The organism is Curtobacterium sp. VKM Ac-1395 (genome assembly GCF_015350975.1).
Lineage (GTDB): Bacteria > Actinomycetota > Actinomycetes > Actinomycetales > Microbacteriaceae > Curtobacterium.
In genome coordinates this window covers 57,237-80,948 of the sequence record NZ_JADKRX010000005.1, presented here as the reverse complement: position 1 = coordinate 80,948, position 23,712 = coordinate 57,237, and the positions used below count along the sequence as shown (strand labels likewise).

The following is a 23,712-nucleotide window of genomic DNA, read 5'->3' as shown; positions in this document are numbered from 1 at the left end:
CGGGTGCTCTGTGGCCGTCAGCGGTGGCGGATGCGGCGGGCGATGGTGCCGGCGCGGTCGGCCAGGCGGACGACACGACGCGCACGCATCCGGTCGAGTTCGCCCTGCAGGTCCCGCTGGAACGTGTCCGCCCGCGTGCGCTCGAACTGCACCGCCGAGCGGAGGGTGTCCGCCGTGGCCCGCTCGGCGGCGAGCGCGTCCTCGAGGTCCTCGATGCGCAGGTCGCGCGACACGATCGAGCGGCCGAGGGCCTGCAGCCGTCGGACCTCGGCCGGGGCGACGAGCGGGTCCGGCTCGCCGTCCACCGCCGGGGAGCCGGCGCGACGGAGCCCGTCCGCGATGCCGTTGTCCCGGCGGAACGAGCCGGCCTCGGCCTCGTCGTCCGTCACGAACCGCAGCGAGAAGGCCGCCTGCAGCAGCCCGTCCTGCAGTCGCCGGTAGTCGATCATGCCGTGGTGGCGCGGGCTCGGCGTGAGGTCGGGGTTGGCCTCGTAGGCACGGCCGCTGACCTCGACGCGGTGCTCGTACTGCTTCCAGGAGCGCCACGGCAGGTGCAGGACCTCGAGCGCCAGGTCGTCGGGCACCGGGGCGCCGTTCGCGACGCTCGCGCGGTGGTTGCCCTGCACGACGGTGACCTCGGGGTCCCCGACGTGCACCGTGTTCGGCGTCGGTGGGGCGACGAGGCCGGCGGCACGGAGTTCCTCCGCCGTGCGCTCGTCCCGCCAGTGCAGCCGCTCCACGCCGGCCCCGGACTTCGCCATGCGGCCGGTCAGGTTGACGACCGGGACGAAGAACGCGCCGATGGCCGGGTCGAGCTGCTCGAACACCTGACGGACGGTGCGCGACCGGTCCACGGGGAGGATGAACTCGTCCGCGTCCGCGTTGACGACCCAGTCGGCGTGGTGGACGCTGGCGGCGTCGCGGGCCATGCCGGTGACCACGGTGCCCTGCTGCTTGCGGTGCACCGGGTCGTGGCGCAGGTCGACCACGACGTCGGTGCGCTCGGCGAAGGCCCGCACGAGGTCGGCGGTGCCGTCCGTCGACCCGTTGTCCGTGATGACGAAGACGTCGAACCCCTGTGCGACGTGGTGGTCGAACCACGCGGGCAGGACGTCCGCTTCGTCGCGGACCATCAGGGTGACGGCGAGGATCATGTGCTGCGCTCCGGGTCGGGGAGAGGTGACGGGTTCCTGAGAGAGGCTACCGGGTCAGCGGGTGTGGGTGGCGCGGGCCCGGATCGCCAGTGCCGTCCGCAGGGCGACCCGGAGCGGCCAGAGCCACCACGCGGAGTACTTCTGCGCGAGGAAGCGGTAGGCGCTCTCGTGGTGTGCACGGCGCATGCGCTCGGACGACCCCTGCGTCGCCGTCCCGCCGATGTGCGTCGCGGTCGCCGCGGGCTCGAACACGTTGCGCAGGCCGAGCCGGCCGATCCGCCAGCCGAGGTCGACGTCCTCGAAGTACATGAAGTACCCCTCGTCGAAGCCGCCGAGCCGGTCGAGGACGTCGCGACGGACCAGCACGCAGGCGCCGGAGAGCCACCCGGCGTCACGGCGGGTCGAGTGGTCGCCGTCCTGCCGGTAGCGCCTGGTCCACGGGTTGCCCTGCCAGACGTTGGCGAAGACCGCGTGTCCGAGGCCGGTCCGGAGGGACGGCAGGAGGCGGGCCGAGGGGTAGACGTCGCCGTTCGGTTCGAGCAGCTTCGGGCCGACGGACCCGATCGTCGGGTCGGCCCTGGCGGTGTCGAGCATCCGGTCGAGGGCCGCCGGCTCGAGTACCACGTCGGGGTTGGACACGAGCACCCAGCCCACGTCGGGGTCGAGGGTGTCGACGGCGCGGTTGACGGCACCGCCGTACCCGAGGTTGGCGCCGACCGCCACGAACCGGGCACCGGCGGCCTCGGTGACCTCGCGGAGGTGCGCCGCACTCGCGGAGTCGTTGTCGGCCACCACCACCTCGACGTCCTGCGTGCTCGCTGCCCGCGTCGACGCGAGGAACGGGCCGAGGACGTCGTCGGAGTTGTACGAGACGGTGACGATGGCGGTGCGGTCGCCGGACGTGCCGGTCATGCGTAGACCTCGACGTGGCGCTCGGCGCACGCTGCCCAGGTGAAGGAAGCGGCCCGGCGTCCGGCGCGGGCGACACGGTCGGCGCGCACGGCGTCGTCGTCGGCCAGCATCGTGGTCAGTGCCGCACGGATGGGACCGGCGTCCGGCTCCGTGTAGGTCACGGTGTCGCCGCCGACCTCGGGGATCGCCAGACGGCGGGTGGTGAGCACGTCGGCACCGGACGCCATGGCCTCGAGCACGGGCAGGCCGAAGCCCTCGGCGGTGCTCGGGTAGACCACGACGCGGGACCCGCCGAGGAAGGCGCGGAGCTCGTCGAGCGGCAGGTAGCCGAGGTGCCGGAGGGGCTGACCGGGGTGGTCGCCGGCGGCCTCGAGCAGGGTCCGGGCGGTGTCGTCCCACCCGAGCCCACCCGCCACGAGGAGCGGGGGCGTCGACGGGTCGGCCGCGCTCAGCGTCGCGTGGGCCTCGACGAGCGCCGGCACGCGCTTGCGGGGTTCGACGGTGCCGAGGAAGGCGATCCAGTCGTCGCCGTCCGACATCCCGTGCGCGGCACGGAACGCGCGGAGCTCGGCGTCGGTCGGGGGATGGAACACCCCGCGGTCGACGCCGAGGTGTGCCACGACGGTCGGACGTCGAGGACGACCTGCCAGGCGGTCGAGCTCCGCGACGGTGGCCGCGCTCGGGGCGACGGTCGCGCGGGCTGCACGCCGCGCGATCCGGGTCCAGGTGCGGAAGAAGCGGACCTTCAGCGACGAGTGCGCACCGGGATCGGAGAAGAAGGTGGCGTCGTGCAGGGTGACGACCGTGCGCGCCGCGTGCAGCAGCGGGAACGTGTAGTGCGGGCTGTGCAGGACGTCCGCCCCGACGCGGCGGAGCAGGCCGGGCAGCCCGAGCTGTTCCCACACCAGGCGGAGCGGCCGTGACGACGTCCAGGCGGGCGCCGGGTGGTACCGGTGCGCCGGCGCGGTGTCGCGGAGCCACGCGAGGTCGCCGGGCTTCACGACCACGTCGACCCGGACGTCGAGCTCCGCCAGCCCGACGAGCAGCCCGGCGATGTAGCGGGCGACACCGCCACGGTTCGGCGGGACGGACGTCGCGTCGACGAGCACGGGGAGTGCCCGCACGTCAGCCCTTGACCTGGCGCTCGGTGCTCCGCGTCCAGGCGATGCCGGACTGACGGTCCTCGTCGACCACGGTGAAGCGGGCAGCTTCTCGCTCGATGACGATGTGCTCGCCGGTCGCCTTCGCCAGGAACACGTGCACGAAGTACGCGCCGCCGCCCAGCCGCACGTCCGTCAGCCGCCACTCGACGGTCGCCGTGCCGTTCAGCGGGTCGTGCTTGGTCTCGAGCTGCCGGCTGTCCACGCCGAACGCGGGGTGGCCGAACTGGTTCTCGATCTTGATGCCAGCGCGCCACTCGGGCAGCGGGGTCGTGTGCGAGAAGGTCGCGCGCACCACGATGTCGTCGCCCGGGCGGTGGTCCTCGCCGGGGGCGCGGCCCGGGATCTCGAGCTCGACGTGCTCGACCTTGCCGGGGTTGGCGTCCTCTTCCGGGTGGGACGCCTCGGCCTCGGCGATGCGACGGCCTTCGAGGATCTCGCGGAAGTTCTTCACCGCGAGGCGGGCGGACCCCTGGAACTTGACCTCGCCGTGGTGCAGGACGACGGCGGAGTCGCAGAGCTCCTGCACCTGGCCGAGCGAGTGGCTGACGAGGACGATCGTGCGGCCCTGCGCCTGGAACTCGCGGATCTTGTCGAGGCACTTCTTCTGGAACTGTTCGTCACCGACGGCCAGGACCTCGTCGACGAGCAGGACATCGGGGTCGGTGTTGATGGCGACGGCGAAGGCCAGCCGGACGTACATGCCGGACGAGTAGAACTTCACCTGGGTGTCGATGAAGTCGCCGATGCCGGAGAACTGCAGGATGTCGTCGAAGCGCTCCTCGGTCTCCTCCTGCGTCTGGCCGAGGATCGCGGCGTTCAGGTAGACGTTCTCGCGGCCGGTCAGGTCGGGGTGGAAGCCGGCGCCGAGCTCGATGAGCGCCGCCAGACGACCACGGCGCTCGACGGTCCCGGTGGTCGGTTCGAGGATGCCGCCGATGGTCTTCAGCAGCGTGGACTTGCCCGAGCCGTTCGGTCCGAGCAGCCCGATCGTGGTGCCGGCCGGGATGTCGAGGTTGATGTCCTTGAGCGCCCAGAAGTCCTCGCTGTGCCGGCGTCCGGCGCGACCGAGGGTGACGACACGCTCCTTGAGGGAGTTGTCCTTGCGGATCGTGAAGCGCTTCGAGACGTTCTTCACCGTCACGACGGCGGGGGCGTCGGCGAACGGGGAGCGGGTCTCCTGCGTGAGGCTGTTGTCGATGCTCATCGGGTCAGATCTCCTGGGCGAAGTTGCCCTGCAGCTTGGCGAACACGCGCTGGCACACGAGGAGCGCGACCAGGCCGACGACCCCGGCGACACCCAGACGGAGCAGCAGGTGGGCGGGGTACTCGGCGTCCGGACCGGCGGTCCAGAAGGCGCGGTGGATGCCGAGGACGGCCAGCGTGATGGGGTTGGCGGTGTACAGGTTGAGCAGCCACTCCGGGGCGCGGGACGCGACCATCTGCCAGCTGTAGACGATCGGCGAGCCCCACATGAGCAGGAGCACCAGGACCTCGACGAGGTACTGCATGTCGCGCAGGTACACGTTCGCTGCCGCCAGCAGCAACGCGAACGCGGTCGCCCAGATGAGGATGACGATCGTCGCGGGGAAGAAGTAGAGCAGGTCGAGCCGGACCCACGCGAAGCCGCTCTGGAGCACCGCCGCGGCGAGCAGCACGACGAGCTGCACACCGAAGTTGAACAGCGCCGCACCCACGCTGGCCAGGGGGTAGATCTCCCGCGGGAGGTAGATCTTCTTGATCAGGCCGCCGTTCGACACGATGGACGCCGTGCCCGACGCGACGATCTCGCTGAACAGCCCGTACAGCGTCAGCCCGGAGAACACGTAGATCGCGAACTCGGGGATGTTGCGGGACGCGCCCAGGATCTGGCCGAGGACGAAGTAGTAGATCGCCAGCTGCACGAGCGGACGGATGAGCGTCCAGGCGAACCCGAGCGCACTGTCCTTGTACCGCGACTTCAGGTCGCGGCGGATCAGCAGGTCGAGCAGCTGCCGGTGCGCGAAGACCTCGCGGATCGAACCGATGACCGCGGTGGCGGGACGGCCCGCGGGGACCATCCGTTCCTGCCGGAGGCGGTCGAACCGCTCGGTGACGATGTTGCTCAAAGGGGATCCTTCAGTTCTGACGCGGGAGACGGGTCACTGTACCTCGGTGACCGGGGGCCACCGTCGGACGTCAGCGCCCGTTCTTGCTCTCGCGCATGATGCGCACGCGGTTCTGCACCTTGTCCCGGAGTCCGCTCATGCCGTTCTCGCGGAGGTACCAGGTGGCCAGACGGACGTCGCGGGACAGCCCGTGCCGGCTGTTCGCGATCTGGTGGAACTGCATCTCCCGCTGCCGGGCCGGGCTGAGTGCCACGCGCGGACGGCCAGCGGCGGCGACGGAACCGGCAGGCACTGCAGCCTCGTGTGCGCGGTCGGCGGCGACGGACGGGTCCTTGCAGAACTCGACGAGCGGGGCCAGGGCGCGCTCCCACGTGAAGTCCTGACGGACCCGGCTGACGGCGTCGCGAGCGGCCTGGGCGGCCTCGGGGTCGTACAGCATCGACTCGAGGGCGGCGGCGAGGGCGTCGACGTCGCGCTCGTGCACCGCGACGCCCATGCCCTCGGCGGCGACGAGGTCACCGAAGCTGTCGCCGTCGGTCGTCACGATGGGCAGGTTCGCCCACATGTAGTCGAGGATGCGCGTGCGGAACGAGAACGTGGTCTCGATGTGCGCGAAGTGCGTGGACACCCCGGCGTCCGCTTCGAGCAGGTAGTTCTGGCGGTCGTCGAGTGCGACCCACTGCTCGTTGAAGAACACGTGCTTGCCGGTCAGGCCGAGCTCCGCGCTGAGGCGACGGGTCTCCGCGACGATCGCCATCTCCGGCACGTCGGGGTTCGGGTGCGCGACCCCGAGGAAGAACAGCCGGATGTCGTCGTGGGTCTCGGCCACCTTGGCGATGGCACGCACGAGCGACGGGGTGTCGAACCAGTTGTAGATGCCGCCGCCCCAGATGACGACCTTGTCGTCCTCGCCGATGCCGGGCGTGACGCCGCGGATCGCCTTGCGGGTGTGCTCCGGCGGCGTGGAGTCCATACCGAACGGCGCGATGGCGATGAGCTTGTTCAGGTTGTCGTCGGCGAGGTAGTTGTCCGGGTTCACGCGACCGACGGCGGCGAGCTGCCCGAGCCAGAACAGGCGCTGGCGCTCGGAGGCGCAGAGGAAGAAGTCGCCGCGCTCGAGCTGGGCGTTGATCACCTCGGTGGTGGAGGTGACCTGGTTGCGCCAGCCGACGTCGCCGTTGTCGCGGGCCTGCTCGAGCTGCTCGAGGTGCATCGGGTCGTACAGGTCGACGACCATGATCTTGTTCGAGCGCTGCAGCGTCGTGAAGTGGTGGAGTGCGTATCCCTGGAAGAAGATGACGTCGGCCCACTCCTCGTGGTCCTTCATCGCGCGCTCGTGCTGCAGCGGGACGCGGATCACCTCGAAGCGGTCGGACTTGCGGTTCGCCACGTTCCAGGTCACCAGGCGGACGTCGTTGTGCTCGCTGAGCGCCTCGGCGATCTTCCACGCGCGCATGCCGGGCCCGGCCATCTTCTCGCCGAGGGCGTCCCCGGTGATGACGAGCACGCGGTTGCGGTGCATCGGCTGCTCGACGTCGAAGGCCTGCATGATCGCCTGGTAGCCCTCGAGGAAGTAGCCGTCCTCGAAGAGCGGCTTGAAGGCGTCGCCGAACAGGCGGAAGACCTCCTTGTCCGTCTTGACGCGCTGGCCCTGGATGCGACGGCGGTCCTCGGAGAGCCGGGGGAGGTCGGTGACGAACTGGTCGAGCGCGTACAGGCCCGCGATGGTCTCCTTCGACATCGGCGTCGTCGGGTCGAACTCGTCCGGGGCGCCGGTGAAGCGGCGGATGTCGAACTCGGACGAGTCGCGGCCGCTCTTCGCGACGGCACGTCGTGCGAGCAGGGCCAGCGCCGCGGGGAGGAACACCCCGAGGTTCTCGTCGGAGAGGTTCTTGTAGAGCAGGTGCAGGGCGTTCCGCTCGAGCAGGTACATCTCGCGGTGGTCGCCGAACGACTTCATCGACCCGTGGTGCTTGTGGAAGACGACCGAGCGCGGGGCGAACCGCACGCGGTAGCCGAGCAGGTTGAGGCGCCAGCCGAGGTCCACGTCGTCGTAGAACATGAACAGGCCCTCATCGAACCCACCGACCTCGAGGAAGACGTCGCGCCGGACGAACAGCGCGCTCCCGGTGCCGAACAGCAGGTCGCGCGGCTCGTCGAAGCGGCCGTCGTCGAGCTCGGCGATGTGGTTCTTGTAGCCCATGCCGAACCAGCTGAGGCCCGACTCGACGAAGTCGATCGTCTTGCCCTCCCAGTCGAGGACCTTGCTCGCGACCGCCGCGACGCGGGGGCTCGGGGCGAAGCCCGCGATGCCCTCCCGGACCCAGGCCACGTCCGGCTTGGCGTCGTTGTTGAGGAACGCGACGACGTCCCCGCTGGCCTCACGCGCGCCGAGGTTGCTGCCGCCGGTGAAGCCGAGGTTCTCGGCGGAGACGATGATCTTCACGTTCGCCTGCTCGCCGAGCGCCGCTCGGAGCCGGGCCTCGCTGTCGTCGCCGGAACCGTTCTCGACGACGACGATCTCCAGGCGGTCCGCCGGCCAGTCGACCTCGCTGAGCCGCGCGATGCACTCGAGCGTGTCGTCGGTCCCGCGGAAGTTGATGACGACGACGGACACGCGAGGCGCGAAGGTAGACACGGACGAAACTCCATACGTCGGCTGGCGAGGATGCCCCGGAAGGCGGCACCACTATACCCAGGGGCCCTGCACGGCCCGGCGTCGCCGAGCCCGGGCAGCCGCGCCGCGTCCGGCGACGTCGTGGCGTCGTCACCCTGGGAGACTGGGCCGGTGGACGCCTCCGTGATCGTCATCGACTGGCACCAGCCCGAGCTCACCCGCCGGGCGGTCGACTCCGTGCTCTCGCAACGGGTCGACGCCGAGACCGAGGTCGTCCTCGTCGTGAACGAGGCCGACGACGCCACCGTCGCCGCCTACCGCGCCGACTACCCGGGCGTCGTCGTGGTGCCGGAGCCGACGAACTCGGGCTTCGCCGGCGGGGTGGCGCGCGGGGTCGCTGCCGCCTCCGGCGCGGTGCTCGTGCTCCTCAACAACGACGCGGTCGCCGACCACGGGTTCCTCGACCGGGGCCTCGCGTGCCTCGCCGCCGGTGGTCCGCGGACGGCAGCCGTCGCGGCCACAGCGGTCCTCGAGGGCGCGTTCGCCGTCGTGCCCGACGGCGCCGGCCGCAGTGACCACGACCTCGTCGCGGCGGACGGCCGGCGGTGGCGACGGGTCGAGACCGGCGGGCAGACCCTCGTGAACGGCACGGGCGTGGTGCTCGACCGCTCCGGCAACGGCCGTGACCGCGACTGGCTCCGTCCGGTCGACGACGCCCCGGAACACGCACCCCTGTTCGGGTTCTCCGGTGGCGCCGCGTTCCTGCGGCGATCGGCTCTCGAGGAGGTCGGCGGCTTCGACGAGTCCCTCTTCATGTACTACGAGGACCTCGACGTCGCGTGGCGGCTCCGCCTCGCCGGGTACACGGTCGGAGCGGCTCCGGACGCGGTCGTGGTGCACCGGCACGCCGCGAGTTCGGGCAGCGACTCGACGCTCGTCCGCACACAGAGCATGCGCAACCGCCTCGCCGTGACGGTCCGCAACGGCTCGGCGCGGATGACCGCGCGGGTCCTGCTCAGGACCCTCGTCCGGCTGGGACGCGACCTCCTCCGGCCGGCAGCGGCACAGCTCCCGCCCACCGCGTGGTGGCGGCTGACCCGGGAGGCCCCTGCCGTCCTCCGTCACGCACGTCGCCTCCGCCGTGCGGACCGGGTGTCACGCACTGCGCGTCGTCGCGTCGAAGCCGCGCTCGCCACCGCAGACTGAACGAGCGCACAGGAGCGCGTCGCGGACGCGAGGAGCAGCGGGCCGCGGCCGCCGCGGGGAGTCGACCCGCGCCTCCCGTTCGGGGGCACGGCCGGGGGCTGTGTAACCACTGTGACGCGCGTAGTCTGATGCGACACGTGTGTCCCGACCGCGATCAGGGGTCGGTCGGAGGCGCCCAGCCCGAACCGCGTGCCCACCACCCCGTCGCCGCCCCCGGAAAGGCCCCTCGACGTGAAGAAGGTCGTCGCAATCCTCGCCAGTGTGCTCGCCGTCGCGAGCGTGCTGGTCGGGTTCCAGCTCACCGCCCCAGCCGGACAGGAGCCGGCCAGTGCGCTGAGCGGCTCGTCGTTCCAGGCGGGCAACATCATCTCGGACACGAACTTCTACGCCGGGACGTCGATGTCCGTCGACGGCGTGCAGTCGTTCCTGAACACGCAGATCGGGTCGTGCGCGTCGTCGTCCTGCCTGAACGTCGGACGCTTCGGGATGAACTCCCGCTCGGCCGACCCGATGTGCAACGCCCTCACCGGCGGGTCCTCCCTCTCCGCCGCGGTCATCATCACCCGCGTCGCGGCGGCCTGCGGCATCAGCCCGAAGGTCATCCTCGTCACGCTCCAGAAGGAGCAGACGCTGATCAACGGCGCGACCGCGCGGAACCCCTCCGCCGCCCGGCTCGAGCGGGCGATGGGCTACGCCTGCCCCGACAACGTCGGCGGACACTGTGACCCGGCCTACGCCGGCGTCGGCAACCAGATCTACTGGTCCGCCTGGCAGTGGAAGCGCTACGGCAACCCGCCCGGCACCAGCAACTACTTCACCTGGTTCAACCCGGGCAACCGCGCGGTCCAGTACAACGTGCCGGTCAGCTGCGGCACCAAGACGGTCGCCGTGCAGAACCGCGCGACCGCCGCGCTGTACTACTACACGCCGTACACGCCGAACACGGCGGCGCTGAACAACCTGTACGGCACGGGTGACGGCTGCTCGGCCTACGGCAACCGGAACTTCTGGCGCCTCTACACCGACTGGTTCGGCTCGACCACCGGCGTGAGCACCTCCGCCAAGGGCACGCTCGACGGCATCGCGACGAGCTACAACGCGATCACCGTCAACGGCTGGGCCCTCGACACGACCACGAACAAGAGCACCCGCGTCGACGTCTACGTCGGTTCGAAGGGCACCGCGGTGCAGGCGGACCAGAACCGCCCGGACATCGCGGCCGCGTACCCGAAGCTCGGCGCGAAGCACGGCTTCAACCAGCGCATCCCAGCGGCCGCCGGTTCCCAGAAGGTCTGCGCCTACGCGATCTCCATCGACGGCAAGACGAACCAGGAGCTCGGCTGCCAGACGGTCTCGGTGCCGGACGGTTCGCCGTTCGGGTCCCTCGACAGCGCCAGGGCCGTGCCGGGTGGCGTCGCCGTCACCGGGTGGGCGATCGACCCCGAGTCCAGTGGACGCATCGGTGCGCACATCACCGTCGACGGGACGATCGTCAAGAAGATGTGGGCCCAGGCACCGCGTGCCGACGTCGGGCGGGCCTACCCCTCCGCAGGGCCGGACCACGGCTACACCGCGACCGTCACGGCACCGGGAGGCAGCCACAGGATCTGCGTGCTCGGCATCAACGTCAAGAACGGCGGGAACGCGAACGTCGGGTCCTGCAAGACCGTCGACGTCCCCGGGAGCACCCCGACGGGCGCACTGGACAGCGTCACCGCCACCACGTCGACGATCTCGGTCTCCGGCTGGGCCGTCGACGGGGACTCCGTCGACCCGATCACGGTGACCGTGTCGATCGACGGCAAGGGCCGTACCTTCACGACGAAGTCCGGCCGCGGCGACATCGCGAAGCGCTACCCCGCCTACGGGTCGCTCCGCGGCTTCGAGGGCACCTGGACCGTCGGGAACGGCAAGCACACGGTCTGCGTGACGGCGAACAACGTCGGGGCGGGCGGCAACGCGTCCCTCGGCTGCAAGGCCGTCACCGTGACGAACAAGGCCCCGATCGGCAGCTTCGACGTGGCGAAGGCCGTGTCGGGCGGCGTGCAGGTGTCGGGCTGGGCGATCGACCCGGACACCTCGGCGTCGATCGGCGTCGACGTCTACGTCGACGGCGTCGGCAAGCGGGTCATCGCGAACCGCACGCGCAGCGACGTCGCACGGTCGTACCCCGCGGCGGGGCCGGCGCACGGGTACGACGTCAGGCTCGGGGCACGCGCCGGGTCGCACGAGGTGTGTGTCTACGGCATCGACTCCGTCGGTGGCTCGAACACGGCCTTCGGGTGCCGGACCGTGACGGTGCGCTGAGGCACGGCATCGTCGCGCCACCACGGACGCCCGCCGGTCGCTGACCGGCGGGCGTCCGTCGTCCGACCCTCCTCGTCATGGCTCTGGGCCGCCTGTGCGCGGCTCCGCCGTCGTCGCTCCCGGTTGTGAGAGGATCTCCCGGTGCTCGAGACCAGTCCCCCCGATCAGGGCGCGGCCACGGACCTGCGCGCTGCCGACCCCGGGTCCGGCCGCCGTCACCGTCTGATGTCCGTCGTCGTCCCCGTCCTGCTGGGGGCCGTCATCGCCGCCCTCGGGTGGCTCCGCCTGACGCCCGAGGTGCGCAACACCCTCTGGGCCGAGGACGGCAAGGTCTTCCTCGAGGAGCAGTACGACCGCGGTGTGCTCGGGGCGCTGTTCCATGACTACGCCGGGTACCTCCACGTCGTCCCGCGCGCCCTGGTGGCGGTGGCGTCGCACGTCGCGTCCGTCGACCGGTTCGCCGTGACCGTCTCGATCCTCTGCGTGCTCGTCACCGCCGCGGTCGGTGCGGCCGTCTACGTGCTGACCGCGGGCGTCCTGCGCTCCGTCGTCGCCCGGGTGCTGCTCGCCCTGGTCCCGACGCTCCTGCCGCTCGGCCCGATGGAGATCCAGGCGAACGCCGCGAACCTGCACTGGTTCCTGATGTTCCTGATGCCGTTCCTGCTGCTCACCCCGGTGAAGTCGTGGACGAAGGGCATCGTGCTCGGCGTCGTCGCGCTGCTCTGCGGGCTGACCGAGATCCAGGTCGTCGCGTTCTTCCCGCTGTTCTTCGTCGGCATCCGCAACCGGCATCGCTGGCCGGTCATCGCCGGCGCCGTCCTCGGCGGTGCCGCGCAGGTCGTCACCACGCTCATGCACCCCCGCGCACCCGCGACGGTGCCGCACGACTCCGTGGCCGACATGGTGCTCGGGTACATCGTGCAGCCGTTCGGCGGGTCGTGGACGTGGAGCATGCCGACGCTCGGCCGGCTCATCGCCGAGCACGGCATCGTCGTCGTCGTGGCCCCGTTCGTGGTCGCCGTGCTGCTCGTCGCCGCCGGGTTCTGGCTCGGCATGGGCAAGCAGCGATGGACGCTCGCGTCGATGCTCTGGGGCTCCGCTGCCGTCTGGTTCGGTGCCGTGTGGCTGAACCCGAACGAGATGCTGGCCTTCGCCCACTTCGACCACGCGCAGTGGTTGGGGATCTGGACGTTCCGCTACAGCGCGTCCGGGTCGATGTACGTGCTCGCCGGGTTCGTCGTGCTCGTGGACGTGTTCCTCGCCCGGCCGGCCCTGGTCGTCCGCGTCCTCGGCGTGGTCCTCGCGCTCGTCGTCGTCTGGGCCTTCGTCGCGAACTTCGCGATGGACAAGGCCAACCGGCAGAACGGCCCGATCTGGGAGCAGCAGGTCGACTCCTCGCAGACCGACGCCGCGTGCGAGGCTGCGCCGTCCGGCAACGCCACGATCCAGATCGCGCCAGGCCCGCAGTGGGCCGTCACCGTGCCCTGTGCCCTGATCGACGGAGGTGCCGCGCGCTGAGCGCGGTGCCCCGGACACCGAGAGAACCGCCATGAACGACTCCCTGAAGCCCACCGCCCTGGTCATCGTCCCGACGTACAACGAGGCCGAGAACGTCCGCGACATCGCCGAGCGGATCCTCACCGAAGTGCCGTCGGCGCACCTGCTCGTCGTGGACGACGGCAGCCCGGACGGCACGGGCGACCTCGTCGACGAGCTCGCCGAGACCGACGACCGCGTGCACCTGATGCGCCGCTCCGGCAAGCTCGGGCTCGGCACCGCGTACGTCGCCGGCTTCCGGTGGGGGCTGGAGCGCGGGTACGACCTGCTCATCGAGATGGACGCCGACGGCTCACACCCCGCGGACCGGCTGCCCGCGCTGATCGCGGCGGTGGCCGACGCACCCCCGGAAGCGAACGTGATGCTCGCGATCGGGTCGCGGTGGGTCGAGGGCGGCTCGGTCGTGGACTGGCCGAAGCACCGCGAGCTCCTGAGCCGCGGCGGCAACGGGTACGCGCGCGTGATGCTCGGGCTCGACGTGCACGACATCACCGCCGGCTTCCGTGTCTACCGCGCGGACGCGATCGCGCGGATGGAGCTCGACGCCGTCGACTCGAAGGGCTACTGCTTCCAGGTCGACATGACGCTGCGCGTGCACGACCTCGGCGGCACGATCGTCGAGGTGCCGATCCGCTTCCGCGACCGCATCCACGGGGTGTCGAAGATGAGCCAGGCCATCGTGGTCGAGGCCATGGTCAAGACCACCCAGTGGGGGCTCCAGCGCCGGTTCCGCCCGCGCTCGGGCTCGGGATCGGCGGGCGCGACGCGTCGCTGACTGGTCACGACACCCCGTTCAGGTCCGCCGACCGGTCCGCGTCCGTCGTGCTGGCGGCGCACGTCCGACGGATGATGACCGCTCGGCGGCGAGGTGCGGTGAGTCGCGACCGCTGACGGACGGGAGGCTCGGTGCCAGCTGGCACCGAGCCTCCCGTCCGTCAGTCTGTCTGTCCGTCCGTCCGCGGTGCGCTCCCACCCATGACGCCTGCGATGGCAGGCGGGATCGCGCCGAGGAGGTCGGAACGTCCGACCTCCTAGGCGCGGATCGACTCGCTGTGCGCGGGGGGACTCGCGTCGTGCGGCGCTGCTGGTGGCCGCTCGGGCTCCGACCACTGCTGCACCGCGGGCTCGCTGCGCAGGAACACCACGACGAGCGCCACGAGCAGGGCAGCCCGACCCCAGATGCCGACCGCGAGGGCCTGGTCCGCCCAGGTCAGCGCCGTCTGCCCGATCGCGCCGTAGTACTGCGAGCGGAACCAGCCGACGAACGCGGCGAGGTCCGCGAGCAGGTAGGCCGTGACCCACCACCCGCCCACGCGGAGCACGACGAAGAACGGCACCAGCCACAGCACGTACTGCAGCGAGTCGACCTTGTTGCACACCATGTAGACCGCCAGCAGCGCCGCGGCGGACTGCAGCCAGGGTGTCCTCCCGCGGCGGAGCGCGAGCACGACGGTCACCGCGAGGACGACGAGCACGCCGAGCGCGGTCGCGGCCGTCGAGAGCGCCGTCATCCGGTGTTGGAACGCCGGGTCCCCGCTCGAGGACCACGGCAGCAGGCCCCAGTACCAGACGGACAGCGTCGACGCCCCGGTGGCGCGCTCGGCCTGGAACCGGACCGGCGCGAGCCAGCCGTCGAGGTCCAGGAGCGCGAAGGGCACGTTGGCCAGCAGGGGAACGAGCAGCCCGCCCCCGAGCGCGGCGCTGGCCTGGGCGACGCGACGACCGAGGGGACGGCCGTCCCGGTCGAGCAGCGCCGCGAGGACGATCGCCGCGACGAACATGATCGGGTACAGCTTGAACGCCGCTCCGGTCCCGAACGCGAGCCCGGCGAGGCCGAAGCGCAGCCACGGGGACGACCGGAAGCGGGGCGTCGTCATCGCGGTGACGCCCAGCACGGTGCAGAGCACGGGGAGCAGGTCCCAGTTGTAGGCCGCGTACAGCGCCAACGGCGGGGTGGCGGCGAACACCCACGCACGGCGCCCGGTCAGCCGCACGAGCAGCAGCGTGACGGCGACGGCGAGCACCCCGGCGACGACGGCGGTGAGGACGAGGAAGCCGCGGGCGGAGTCGACCGGCAGCGCGGTCAGCCAGATCCACAGGCCACCGAGCGTCGGGTACTCGACCGTGCCGCCGGTCAGGGTGAGGGGCTGGCTGGTGAACGTGCCGTTGACGTAGGGCAGCCGGTGCAGGCCGAGGTCGCGCGGGGTCCACAGCGCGGCGACGTCGCTCCAGCATGCGGACCGGCCGATGTGCGCTGCGCGGGTGAGACCGGGTGGCGGCGGGCCCGTGCAGGGCAGCTTCGACAGCAGGCTGATCCCGGTCAGGACCAGGACCAGCACGCACATGGCGAGCTGTTCCAGCCGGCCGGGCGACGCCGTGACTCGCCGCGGCACCTAGACGCAGCTCACATTGCGGTCGATCGCTCCGATCTCGTACTGCGTCATCACGACCGTGCTCCCACTCGTGAGCGGAGCGGAGGAGCACGTTGCCTGGGCTTCCGCCATCGAGGACCCCCCCGTGGGGACCCAACTCGGAAGGCCGTACAGCGAACTGGTGCTCGGGATCGTGCCGGTCACGAGTCCGAGTTGGTACCGCGTCGAGTAGATGCCCACCTTCGCAGAGACCGACGTGAAGTACTCCACCATGCCCTCGAGATCAGCTCGATTCTGTAGCTTGTCCGATTGCCACGTCGCGCCGGTGGGCCCTCCGATTTCGACATCGAGCCACCATCGGTACTTCGATGCATTCGGGACGTTGCGCTTCTGCACGTCTTCGTACGCCCGGGTGTACCCGTACATGAACGAGCATGCCTTGTCGTAGCCGCCCGTGCAGTTCCCGTAGGGGTTCACCACCTTCGGGCCCTTCGGGATCGTGTTGCTCTTCGGCCAGACCGAGGCCAGTGCTCCTGGGTTCGCGGTGTTCACGTAGAGCTGGACCTTCGGCTGCGACGTTCCGCCGTGGGACGTCAAGGCCCAGGCGAGCTGCTGATTGAAGCAGTCGTTCGACTCGGTCGTGCGGCCGCCGTTCACCCCGACGACCGCGAAGGACTGGTCTTGGGGCCAGGTCGAAGGCGTGGAGCACTGCGGGTACGAGATGTCGGCACCGATGCCGGACCCGGACGAACCGTCGAGGAAGTACCCGGACACGTCGAGGTACAGGTGCGCCGTGCCCGACCGCACCTTCGCCTGCACCCGGCGGTCCACCGTCGTGCCGGTCACCTTCGGCATCGTCAGCGCGGCGACCGACTGACCCGCGCGGTAGTTCTGCGTGGCGACCTGGGGATCCTGACCGGCCGGGGTCAGCCGGAGGTACCCCGTGGCGCTCGGGTGCGTGACCTGGGCGGTCGCGACGACGGCGGTGGCCGTGCCCGGCACGCCCGCGGTGCCGCTCAGGCGGATGGGGGAGGCGGCGGTGCCGAGGTCGCCCGAGTACGCGCGGACGGTGTCGATCGGCACGAACACCGACCCCGACGTCGCCGAGGAGTAGTAGCCGGTGACGTCCATGTAGACCGTGGCGGTGCCGGCGGAGACCTTCACCTGCGCGGCTCCTCCGGAGAGCCCGACGATCACCAGGTTCGACACGGGCGTGTCCGCGCGGTACACCTGCGCGGCGACCTGGGCGTCGTGGCCGGCCGACGTGACGCGGACGTAGCCGTCGGCGGTCTGGGACTGCACGCCGACGTTGACGGCGACGGCGGTGGCGTCGCTGGGGACGCCGGCGGCATCGGGGCCGGTCAGCGGCACCTCCGTCGGGTCCGTGCCGACCGTGGCGCCGAAGACCCGGCTGTTCGTCACCGGGGTGTAGGTCGAGCCCCGACCGTCGGCGTAGTAGCCGGAGACGTCGAAGTAGACCTGGGCCGCGCCGGCCGACAGCTTGACCTGCACCCTGCCCCCGGAGAGCTTCACGGTGGTGAGGTTCGAGATGGACCCACCGCGGGTGAACGCCTGCGTCACGACCTGCGGGTCGGACCCGGCCGGCGTCACCCGGACGTACCCGGCGGCGGTCGGGGACTTGACCTCGACGTTGAGGACGACGGCCCTGGCGTTCGACGGCACGCCCGCCTTCCCGCTGATCGGGACGACGGTGGGCTTCGTGCCGACCGACCCGGCGTACACGCGGCTGGTCTCGACGGGGGTGTATCGCCCGGTCAGCGGGGCCGCGGCCTGAGCGGCACCGGCGGGCGTGACGACCACGAGTCCCACCACGACGAGCAGGACGCCGAGGACGAGGGCGACGAAGTGGTGCACACGCTGCATCGAGCTCTCCCGTTCCGGCCGCCCCCTGACGACCACGGGCAGTGTACCCGGCGGCCTCCGACGGACGCAGGCCCCCGACGGCGGCCGTGCCCGCTCGTGTCAGCGCGGCAGGCGGCCCCGCCAGGACCGGCGTCGTGCGGCGATGACGAGCACGGCGGTGAACACCATGAGCCCCGCGCCGTGCAGCAGGTAGCTCTCCGCGGTGCTCGTGACGGCCAGCAGCACGAGCACCGCGGCTGGCCACACGTACGCCACCCCGGGGAACGTCGTCGCCGTCACCCAGGCCCGGGCGAACGCCAGCACCGCGGTGCCGAGCAGGATGAGCATGCCGGCCAGTCCGATCTGCAGCCAGGCGTCGACGAACGCGTTCAGGGCCGACGTGAAGGGCAGGCCGCTCGGCGCGAGGACGACGTCGAACGGGACGACCGGTTCGCTCGGCCACGTCCCCACCCAGCCCCAGCCCTGGACCGGGTGCTGCTCGATGAGCACCCGGAGCTGCGACCACAGCGCCAGCCGTGACGCACTGCCACCGGCCGCCCCGATCTCGGCCAGGATCCGGGAGTGCGCGAGCACCGCGACGACGGCCACGACCATGACGAAGACCCCGAGCACGCCGTTCACGACGGGGCGGGTGCGGGGCTGCGCGTGTCGGAGCGCCCACAGCGCCAGGGCGGTGACGGCGAGGGCGATCATCGCCAGACCGGTGATCGGGGACTGCACGAGCATGAGCGCGATGACGGCCAGGGCGGTGGACGCGACGGCACGCCAGGCGGTCACCGACCGGGTGAGGAACTCCACCACGAACGTCACGAGCGCCATCGCGGCGACGAACCCCATGAAGTTGCGGGTGCCGCCGATGCCCTGGATGGGTCCGCCGTAGGCGATGTCGCCGCGGATGCCGAAGCCCGGGATGGGGACGTCGAGCACGAGCCCGGACAGGACCTCGAGCCCGAGGGCCACGACGAGCAGGATGCGGAACGCGTCGCCGGAGGCCCGGATGACCTGCACCAGGTCCCGGCCGAGCGCCAGGTACAGCCCCAGGCCGATGAAGCCGAGCGTCGCAGCGAACTCGCGGAGCGCCACCCACGAGTACTCGCTCCACAGGACGCTCAGTGCGCAGTACCCGACGAAGGCGAGCAGGGAGAGGGGGAGGACGCCGTGCCACTCGATCCGGTACCGCTGCCCCAGCAGGCTCAGGCCGCCAAGGACGACGAGCGTCACCAGGACGGCCCACGTGCCGGCGCTCCCGACCAGCGCCTGCACCGTGGGCTGGCCGAAGGCGAACATGAGGATCACGGTCGCGAGGGCCTGGCTGAAGCGCCCTCCGGCGGAGAACCCGATCCACGCGGACAGGTAGCGGCGCCCGAGCGCGCGTCTGGTCACCCTGCCGTCCGTCACTGGACCATCTTGGCCCACGCGGCCGGACGACCGCCGCGTCATGCCGGTGCGTCGATATCGCAGATCGCGATGTCTCCGCTAGCGTCATCGCTCGATGCAACGAGCACGTGCGAGGACCGTCGGCGCCGTCGGCCTCGTGGCGCTCGCGCTGGCCGCCGCGACGACCGCCTGGGTCCGCCTCGGCCCCGCCGCCCGCGGGACCGGGTGGGCGGAGGACGTCGGCCTCTTCCTCCGCGAGCACCAGGCACTGGGACCCGTCGGCAGCCTGTTCCACCCGTACGCCGGGTACCTGCACCTCGTGCCCCGGCTCGTCGTCGACGTCGCCCTCGCGCTGCCGGTCGACCGGTACGCCCTGTCGGTCTCGCTGCTCTGCTGCGCGCTGGTCGGGCTCGTGTCGGCGGCGCTGTTCGTCCTGGCCCGCGACGTCGTCCGTCCCTGGCCCCTGCGGCTCGTGCTCGCCGCCGTCCCGGTGCTGCTGCCGAGCGCGCCGTGGGAGGTCACCGGCAACGCCGCGAACCTGCACACCTTCGCCCTCGTGCTCTCCCCGTGGCTCTTCGCCTACCGCGCCAGGACGTGGTGGGGCGCCGGTGTCACCGCATCGGCCGCCGTCCTCGTCACCTGCACGGAGGTCCAGGCCGTCCTGTTCCTGCCGCTGCTGCTCCTGGCGTGGCTGCCGGTGCGGGGCACGGGCCGGGCCGCACTCCGAGCGCTCCCCGTGACGGTCACGGCGCTCGCCGGGGGTGCGGCGCAGGTCGTCACCGCGCTCACCACCGCGCGGACCTCGACCCCGGGGGACCCGCGGGTCCTCGACGTCGCCGCCGGGTACCTGACGAACGTCGTCGGCGGGAGCTGGTCCGCCGACGTCGGAGCCGTCGGACGCGCGGTCGTCGACCGCGGCTGGGTGGTCCTCGTCGTGCCGTCCGCGCTGCTGCTCGCGGTGCTGGTCGTCGCAGTGGTCGCGGCGCGGTGGCGGGCACGGGTGCTCCTGGCCGCCCTGACGACCGGGTCCGTCGTGGTGTGGAGCGCCGCACTCGCTGCCAACGCCTCGGCCGATGCGCGCTGGTCCGACGCGGTCCCCGCCGTGCTGACCGAGGCCACTCCGTCCCGGTACGCCGCCGCGGCCGGTCTGCTGCTCACGAGCGCGGTCGTCGTCGCGGCGGCGACGCTGGTGGACCCCGGCCGTCGTGCCGTCCGGCCCGCGTCCGACGCGGTGCCGCCGGTCCGGACGGGAGGCACGGTGCGCGTCGCGCGCGCGGCCGTCGGCTGGGTCGTGGTCGCCCTGGTCGTCACGGCGTGGGTGGGCGCCGCCGCCCCCGGACCGACGACCCGGGACGGCGGACACCTCTGGCAGCCGCAGTTCCGGCAGGCGGAGGCATCGTGCCGAGCGGACCCGGAGCGACGGACGGTGTCGGTCCGAGCCCTGCCGTGGACCGCCCAGGTGCCCTGTTCGCTGGTGCTCCGGGACCGGTGAGGGCGGCGTGGCCCGTGCTCAGCGGGCGACGGGCCAGCGGAACTCGCGCTTCGTCGGGGGCGTCCGGGGGCCGTCTCCGACCGACACCGGCTCCTCGCCGACGAGGACGATGCGTGACTTGACCGCGATGAGGGCGAACAGCACCCAGTTGCCCTGGTAGAGCAGCCGCGACTCCGCGACCGACTGCACCAGGAGCGCCACGACGACGAGCAGCGGCAGGAGCGACACCGGGTCGAAGCGACGCGGCTGCAGGCTGGCGTCGTAGCCGATCCGGGTGGCGCAGGACCACGAGCGGTTCAGCGTCGTCAGGACGTACAGCGCGAACAGGACCAGCCCGACGATGCCCGTCTGCATCCACACGTCGAGGAAGGCGTCGTGCGCCTGCAGGTAGGTCACGCCGTTGCGCGGGGCGAGGTCCGCGAGCTCGGGGATGCTCGGCCACCAGTAGCCGATCCACCCGAGACCGAGCACGGGGTGCTCGTGCACCTGCCCGAGGACGGCCTGCCAGATCTCACCGCGACCGGTGAAGTCGGCGCTCTTGCCGAGGAGCCCGGCCACGGCGCCGCGGGACACGACCCCGACCACCACGACGACGGCCGCGATGCCGGCGATCGCGAGGTACCTGGGGGTGCGGCGCTCGGTCGGGACCCGGCGCACGACCAGGGCGGCGAGGAGCACGAGCGCGACGACCGCGGCGGCGACCACGACGGTCGAGGAGCGGGTCAGCAGGAACACGACCGCGGCGACGACGAGCCAGCCGATGGCGCTGTTCCGGCGGATCCGGCCCTCGGCGAGCTGCACGCCGACGGCGATCGCGGTCAGGAGGGCGACCATCGCGAGGAGGTTGGCGTTGCCCGGCAGCCCCTGGATGCGGCCACCCGTCAACAGCTCGGCGCGGGAGAAGTAGAACGCGTCCGGGATGTCCCGGTCCCCGTAGTGGGTCCAGATCGGCGCGATGGGGTGCCGCACGACGACCGCCACCACGGCCTCGAACAGCAGGGACAGGCCGAGCACGCCCCGGAACGCCAGGCTGATCGCGTCGAGCACCCGGCGCCAGGTCAGCCCGGACGCGATCGCGAACGCGACGAGGGCGCAGAGGACCTGCGCGACGAGGCTCGCGACGGTGGCGAAGCGCCAGTGCGACCACGCCACCGAGACCAGGCACCAGGCCAGGAAGAGCCACAGCGACCGCGGGGTCCGTCGGATGGTCGGTCGGGCCCGGACGACGATCGCGATGCCCCAGGCCCCCTCGAGCGCCCAGACAACGGCGGCGCCGTACCACGTGAGCATGTTCGGGACGGCGTCCCCGGCGAACAGCGTGAAGAGCACCGCGGTGGCGAAGGCGAAGACCTCGCGCTCGGGAACGGTGCCGCGCGCCAGGGGCCAGGTGTTCGTCACGAGGACAGGCTAACGCGCGGGAGGACGGCGGCCGCGCTCAGCGTCCGACCGCGTCCAGGGCCCGCGCGATCCTGGCCCCCAGGAACGGCGCGAGCGTGGTGGCGTAGGTCGCGGTGAGGTGTGTGGGGTCACGGTGCACGACGACGCCCCCGACGACCGCCGGGCAGCTGTCCGCGGTGCAGTACCAGTCGGTCATGTCGACGAACCGGGCCGCCCCGCCGATCCGGGCGACGGCCTGCTGCGACCCGTCGAACGACGCCGTCGCCTCGGCGCGCGGCACGTCGCAGGCGGACGTCGTCGGCCCGCGCATCTGCGCCACGCAGTCGAGGGTGTCGGGACGGGCCACCGGGTTGTCCCGGATCGCGACGACCGGCACGCCGTTGTCGGTCGCGGCCCGCCACGCCGCGACCAGTCCGTCGACGACGGTGGCCTCGTTCGTGCTGCCGGCCGGGACGACGACCGGGCTCTTCGTGGTCGCGTGCGTCACGACGACACCGTCGAGTTCGTCGGCGTGGGCGCGGATCCAGGCGGTCGCGGAGCGCTTCCAGCCCTGGCAGGTGTCCGTGTAGGCCTGGGACGGCGCCCACTGCTCGGCGGTCGTGAGGTAGCACCCGATGTGCCCGGCGACGTCGATGCGCCAGTGCCGCTGCTGGGCGATCGCCCGGTACGCCGAGATGAGGGCGTTGTTGTGCGAGTCCCCGACGGCGAGCAGGTGCTTCGTGTACCCGGTCGACGGCCCCAGCGTGCAGACGTTGAAGTCCGCCGTGGTGTTCGACCAGCACGCGTCGCGGTTCTGGTCGTCCCCCGCGGCGGCTGCGGGCGCCGGCACCCGGACGTCGGCGAGCCTCGGGTCGACGCAGGGGTCGGCCGACCCGATGCGGGCGGCGGCACCGAAGCAGGCGACGTCACCGGCCTGCAGGCGCTGCTGGTACGCCGCGGCCTGGTCCTGCTGCACCTGGAGCGCCCCGAGGGTGCCCGCCCCGAGCGCGACGACGAGCACCGAGCCGAGGACGCCGTAGAGCGCGACACGACGCGGCCGGAGGGCGCTGACCCACGAGGAGGAACGCAGGGGCTCCTCGACGAGCAGCGTCGTCAGGGCGGCGACCACGACCGACCCGACGAGCACGACGACCTTCGACCGCAGGCCGAGCGGGTGCCCGAGGACGATCGGCAGCAGCACGACCGCCGGCCAGTGCCAGAGGTACACCGCGTAGGAGATCCGGCCGATGAACGCCACGGGGGCGAACCGGCCGAGCACGGCGAGCCCGGAGTGGCCGCCGAGCAGGACCACGAGCACCGCCCCGACCACGGGCAGCAGCGCCGCGGTGCCGGGGAACGGGGTCGCCGGGGTGATCGCCCACAGGGCCGCGAGCAGCAGGACCAGACCCAGCCACGAGCCTCCCGACCGGACCCACCTGGCCACGCGCGTGCGGGGCGCCGCCAGCACGACGGTGGACGCGAGCCCACCGAGCGCGAACTCCCACGCGCGCGTCGCCGTCGAGAAGTAGGCGATGCCGGGCGCGGTCCGGGTCTCGACCACGCACCAGACGAACGACAGGACGACGACCGCGGCGAGCAGGACCCGCGCGGTCCGCACGGGGGAGTGCCAGCGCGTCCGGCGGAGGGCCAGCGCCAGCAGGGCCAGCACGACCGGGAGGGCGATGTAGAACTGCTCCTCGACCGACAGCGACCAGAAGTGCTGGAACGGCGACGGCTGGTTGTCCGACGCCAGGTAGTCGACGGAGTCGGACGCCAGCTGCCAGTTCTGCACGTACACCGTGGACGCGATGAGCTCGCGGCCGTACTGCCCCCAGAGCGTGCTCGGGACGGTCAGCAGCACGGCCGTGCCGGTGGCGAGCAGCGTCAGGAACGCGCCGGGCAGCAACCGCTTCGCCCGCCGGGCCCAGAACCGACCGAGGGCGATGCGTCCGGTCGACACCTGCTCGCGGAGCAGGTGTCCGGTGATGAGGTACCCCGAGATGACGAAGAACACGTCCACGCCGACGAAGCCACCGGGCAGCCGGTTCGGCCACAGGTGGTAGGCGACCACGGCCAGGACGGCGAACGCCCGCAGCCCCTGGACGTCCCACCGCGTGGTGTCGCGGGCTCGCGGGCGCGGCGGCGCCGACGCGGTGTCGAGGAGTGCAGACATCGCGGAGAGTCTATGT

The 23,712-nt window shown here is 71.9% G+C and carries 16 protein-coding genes; 5 read left to right on the top strand and 11 right to left on the bottom strand.

Annotated elements, in window-relative coordinates; all coding sequences use genetic code 11:
- Positions 1-17: 17 nt before the first annotated feature.
- The 6 genes from ITJ68_RS13905 to ITJ68_RS19615 form a co-directional block, all read right to left on the bottom strand.
- Positions 18-1,154: a glycosyltransferase family 2 protein gene (locus tag ITJ68_RS13905; protein WP_194661995.1), complete on the bottom strand. Its 1,137-nt coding sequence runs from the start codon at positions 1,152-1,154 to the stop codon at positions 18-20.
- A gap of 54 nt (positions 1,155-1,208) precedes the next feature.
- Entirely contained in the window at positions 1,209-2,066 is an 858-nt protein-coding gene (locus tag ITJ68_RS13900; RefSeq protein WP_194661993.1) for a glycosyltransferase family 2 protein, read from the bottom strand.
- Positions 2,063-3,190: a glycosyltransferase family 1 protein gene (locus ITJ68_RS13895; protein WP_323743326.1), complete on the bottom strand. Its 1,128-nt coding sequence runs from the start codon at positions 3,188-3,190 to the stop codon at positions 2,063-2,065. Before ITJ68_RS13895 ends, ITJ68_RS13900 begins: the two co-directional genes overlap by 4 nt.
- Position 3,191: 1 nt before the next feature.
- Entirely contained in the window at positions 3,192-4,433 is a 1,242-nt protein-coding gene (locus ITJ68_RS13890) for an ABC transporter ATP-binding protein (protein ID WP_194661991.1), read from the bottom strand.
- A gap of 4 nt (positions 4,434-4,437) precedes the next feature.
- Positions 4,438-5,334 carry an ABC transporter permease gene (locus ITJ68_RS13885; protein WP_228505637.1) on the bottom strand — a complete coding sequence of 299 codons (897 nt, stop codon included), beginning with the start codon at positions 5,332-5,334 and terminating at the stop codon, positions 4,438-4,440.
- 70 nt (positions 5,335-5,404) lie between these two features.
- The gene (locus tag ITJ68_RS19615; protein WP_323743325.1) at positions 5,405-7,951 is read right to left on the bottom strand and encodes a glycosyltransferase; all 2,547 of its coding nucleotides are present in this window, start codon (positions 7,949-7,951) and stop codon (positions 5,405-5,407) included.
- Positions 7,952-8,122: 171 nt separating this feature from the next.
- Between ITJ68_RS19615 and ITJ68_RS13875 the strand changes: the two genes are divergently transcribed.
- The 4 genes from ITJ68_RS13875 to ITJ68_RS13860 all read left to right on the top strand — a co-directional run bounded on the left by ITJ68_RS13875 (position 8,123) and on the right by ITJ68_RS13860 (position 13,796).
- Entirely contained in the window at positions 8,123-9,157 is a 1,035-nt protein-coding gene (locus ITJ68_RS13875; protein ID WP_194661987.1) for a glycosyltransferase family 2 protein, read from the top strand.
- 231 nt (positions 9,158-9,388) lie between these two features.
- The gene (locus tag ITJ68_RS13870) at positions 9,389-11,464 is read left to right on the top strand and encodes a hypothetical protein (RefSeq protein ID WP_194661985.1); all 2,076 of its coding nucleotides are present in this window, start codon (positions 9,389-9,391) and stop codon (positions 11,462-11,464) included.
- 141 nt (positions 11,465-11,605) lie between these two features.
- Positions 11,606-12,982, top strand: coding sequence for a hypothetical protein (locus ITJ68_RS13865; RefSeq protein WP_194661983.1), 1,377 nt, complete (start codon positions 11,606-11,608; stop codon positions 12,980-12,982).
- A 31-nt stretch (positions 12,983-13,013) separates the two neighbouring features.
- Positions 13,014-13,796, top strand: a complete 783-nt coding sequence (locus ITJ68_RS13860; protein ID WP_194661981.1) for a polyprenol monophosphomannose synthase — start codon at positions 13,014-13,016, stop codon at positions 13,794-13,796.
- Positions 13,797-14,052: 256 nt separating this feature from the next.
- Here ITJ68_RS13860 and ITJ68_RS13855 read toward each other — a convergent pair whose 3' ends face one another.
- The 3 genes from ITJ68_RS13855 to ITJ68_RS19610 all read right to left on the bottom strand — a co-directional run bounded on the left by ITJ68_RS13855 (position 14,053) and on the right by ITJ68_RS19610 (position 18,660).
- The gene (locus tag ITJ68_RS13855; RefSeq protein ID WP_194661979.1) at positions 14,053-15,414 is read right to left on the bottom strand and encodes a hypothetical protein; all 1,362 of its coding nucleotides are present in this window, start codon (positions 15,412-15,414) and stop codon (positions 14,053-14,055) included.
- The gene (locus tag ITJ68_RS13850) at positions 15,415-17,277 is read right to left on the bottom strand and encodes a hypothetical protein (protein WP_194661977.1); all 1,863 of its coding nucleotides are present in this window, start codon (positions 17,275-17,277) and stop codon (positions 15,415-15,417) included.
- 99 nt (positions 17,278-17,376) lie between these two features.
- Positions 17,377-18,660, bottom strand: coding sequence for an O-antigen ligase family protein (locus ITJ68_RS19610; RefSeq protein ID WP_194661975.1), 1,284 nt, complete (start codon positions 18,658-18,660; stop codon positions 17,377-17,379).
- Positions 18,661-18,769: 109 nt separating this feature from the next.
- Here ITJ68_RS19610 and ITJ68_RS13840 point away from each other — a divergent pair, with 109 nt between their 5' ends.
- Positions 18,770-20,146, top strand: coding sequence for a hypothetical protein (locus ITJ68_RS13840; protein WP_194661973.1), 1,377 nt, complete (start codon positions 18,770-18,772; stop codon positions 20,144-20,146).
- 18 nt (positions 20,147-20,164) lie between these two features.
- On the opposite strand, the gene ITJ68_RS19605 is transcribed toward ITJ68_RS13840, so the two are convergent.
- The gene (locus tag ITJ68_RS19605) at positions 20,165-21,544 is read right to left on the bottom strand and encodes an O-antigen ligase family protein (RefSeq protein WP_194661971.1); all 1,380 of its coding nucleotides are present in this window, start codon (positions 21,542-21,544) and stop codon (positions 20,165-20,167) included.
- 37 nt (positions 21,545-21,581) lie between these two features.
- Complete coding sequence (locus tag ITJ68_RS13830) at positions 21,582-23,696, bottom strand: acyltransferase family protein (RefSeq protein WP_194661969.1); 2,115 nt, start codon at positions 23,694-23,696, stop codon at positions 21,582-21,584.
- Between the last annotated feature and the right edge of the window lie 16 nt (positions 23,697-23,712).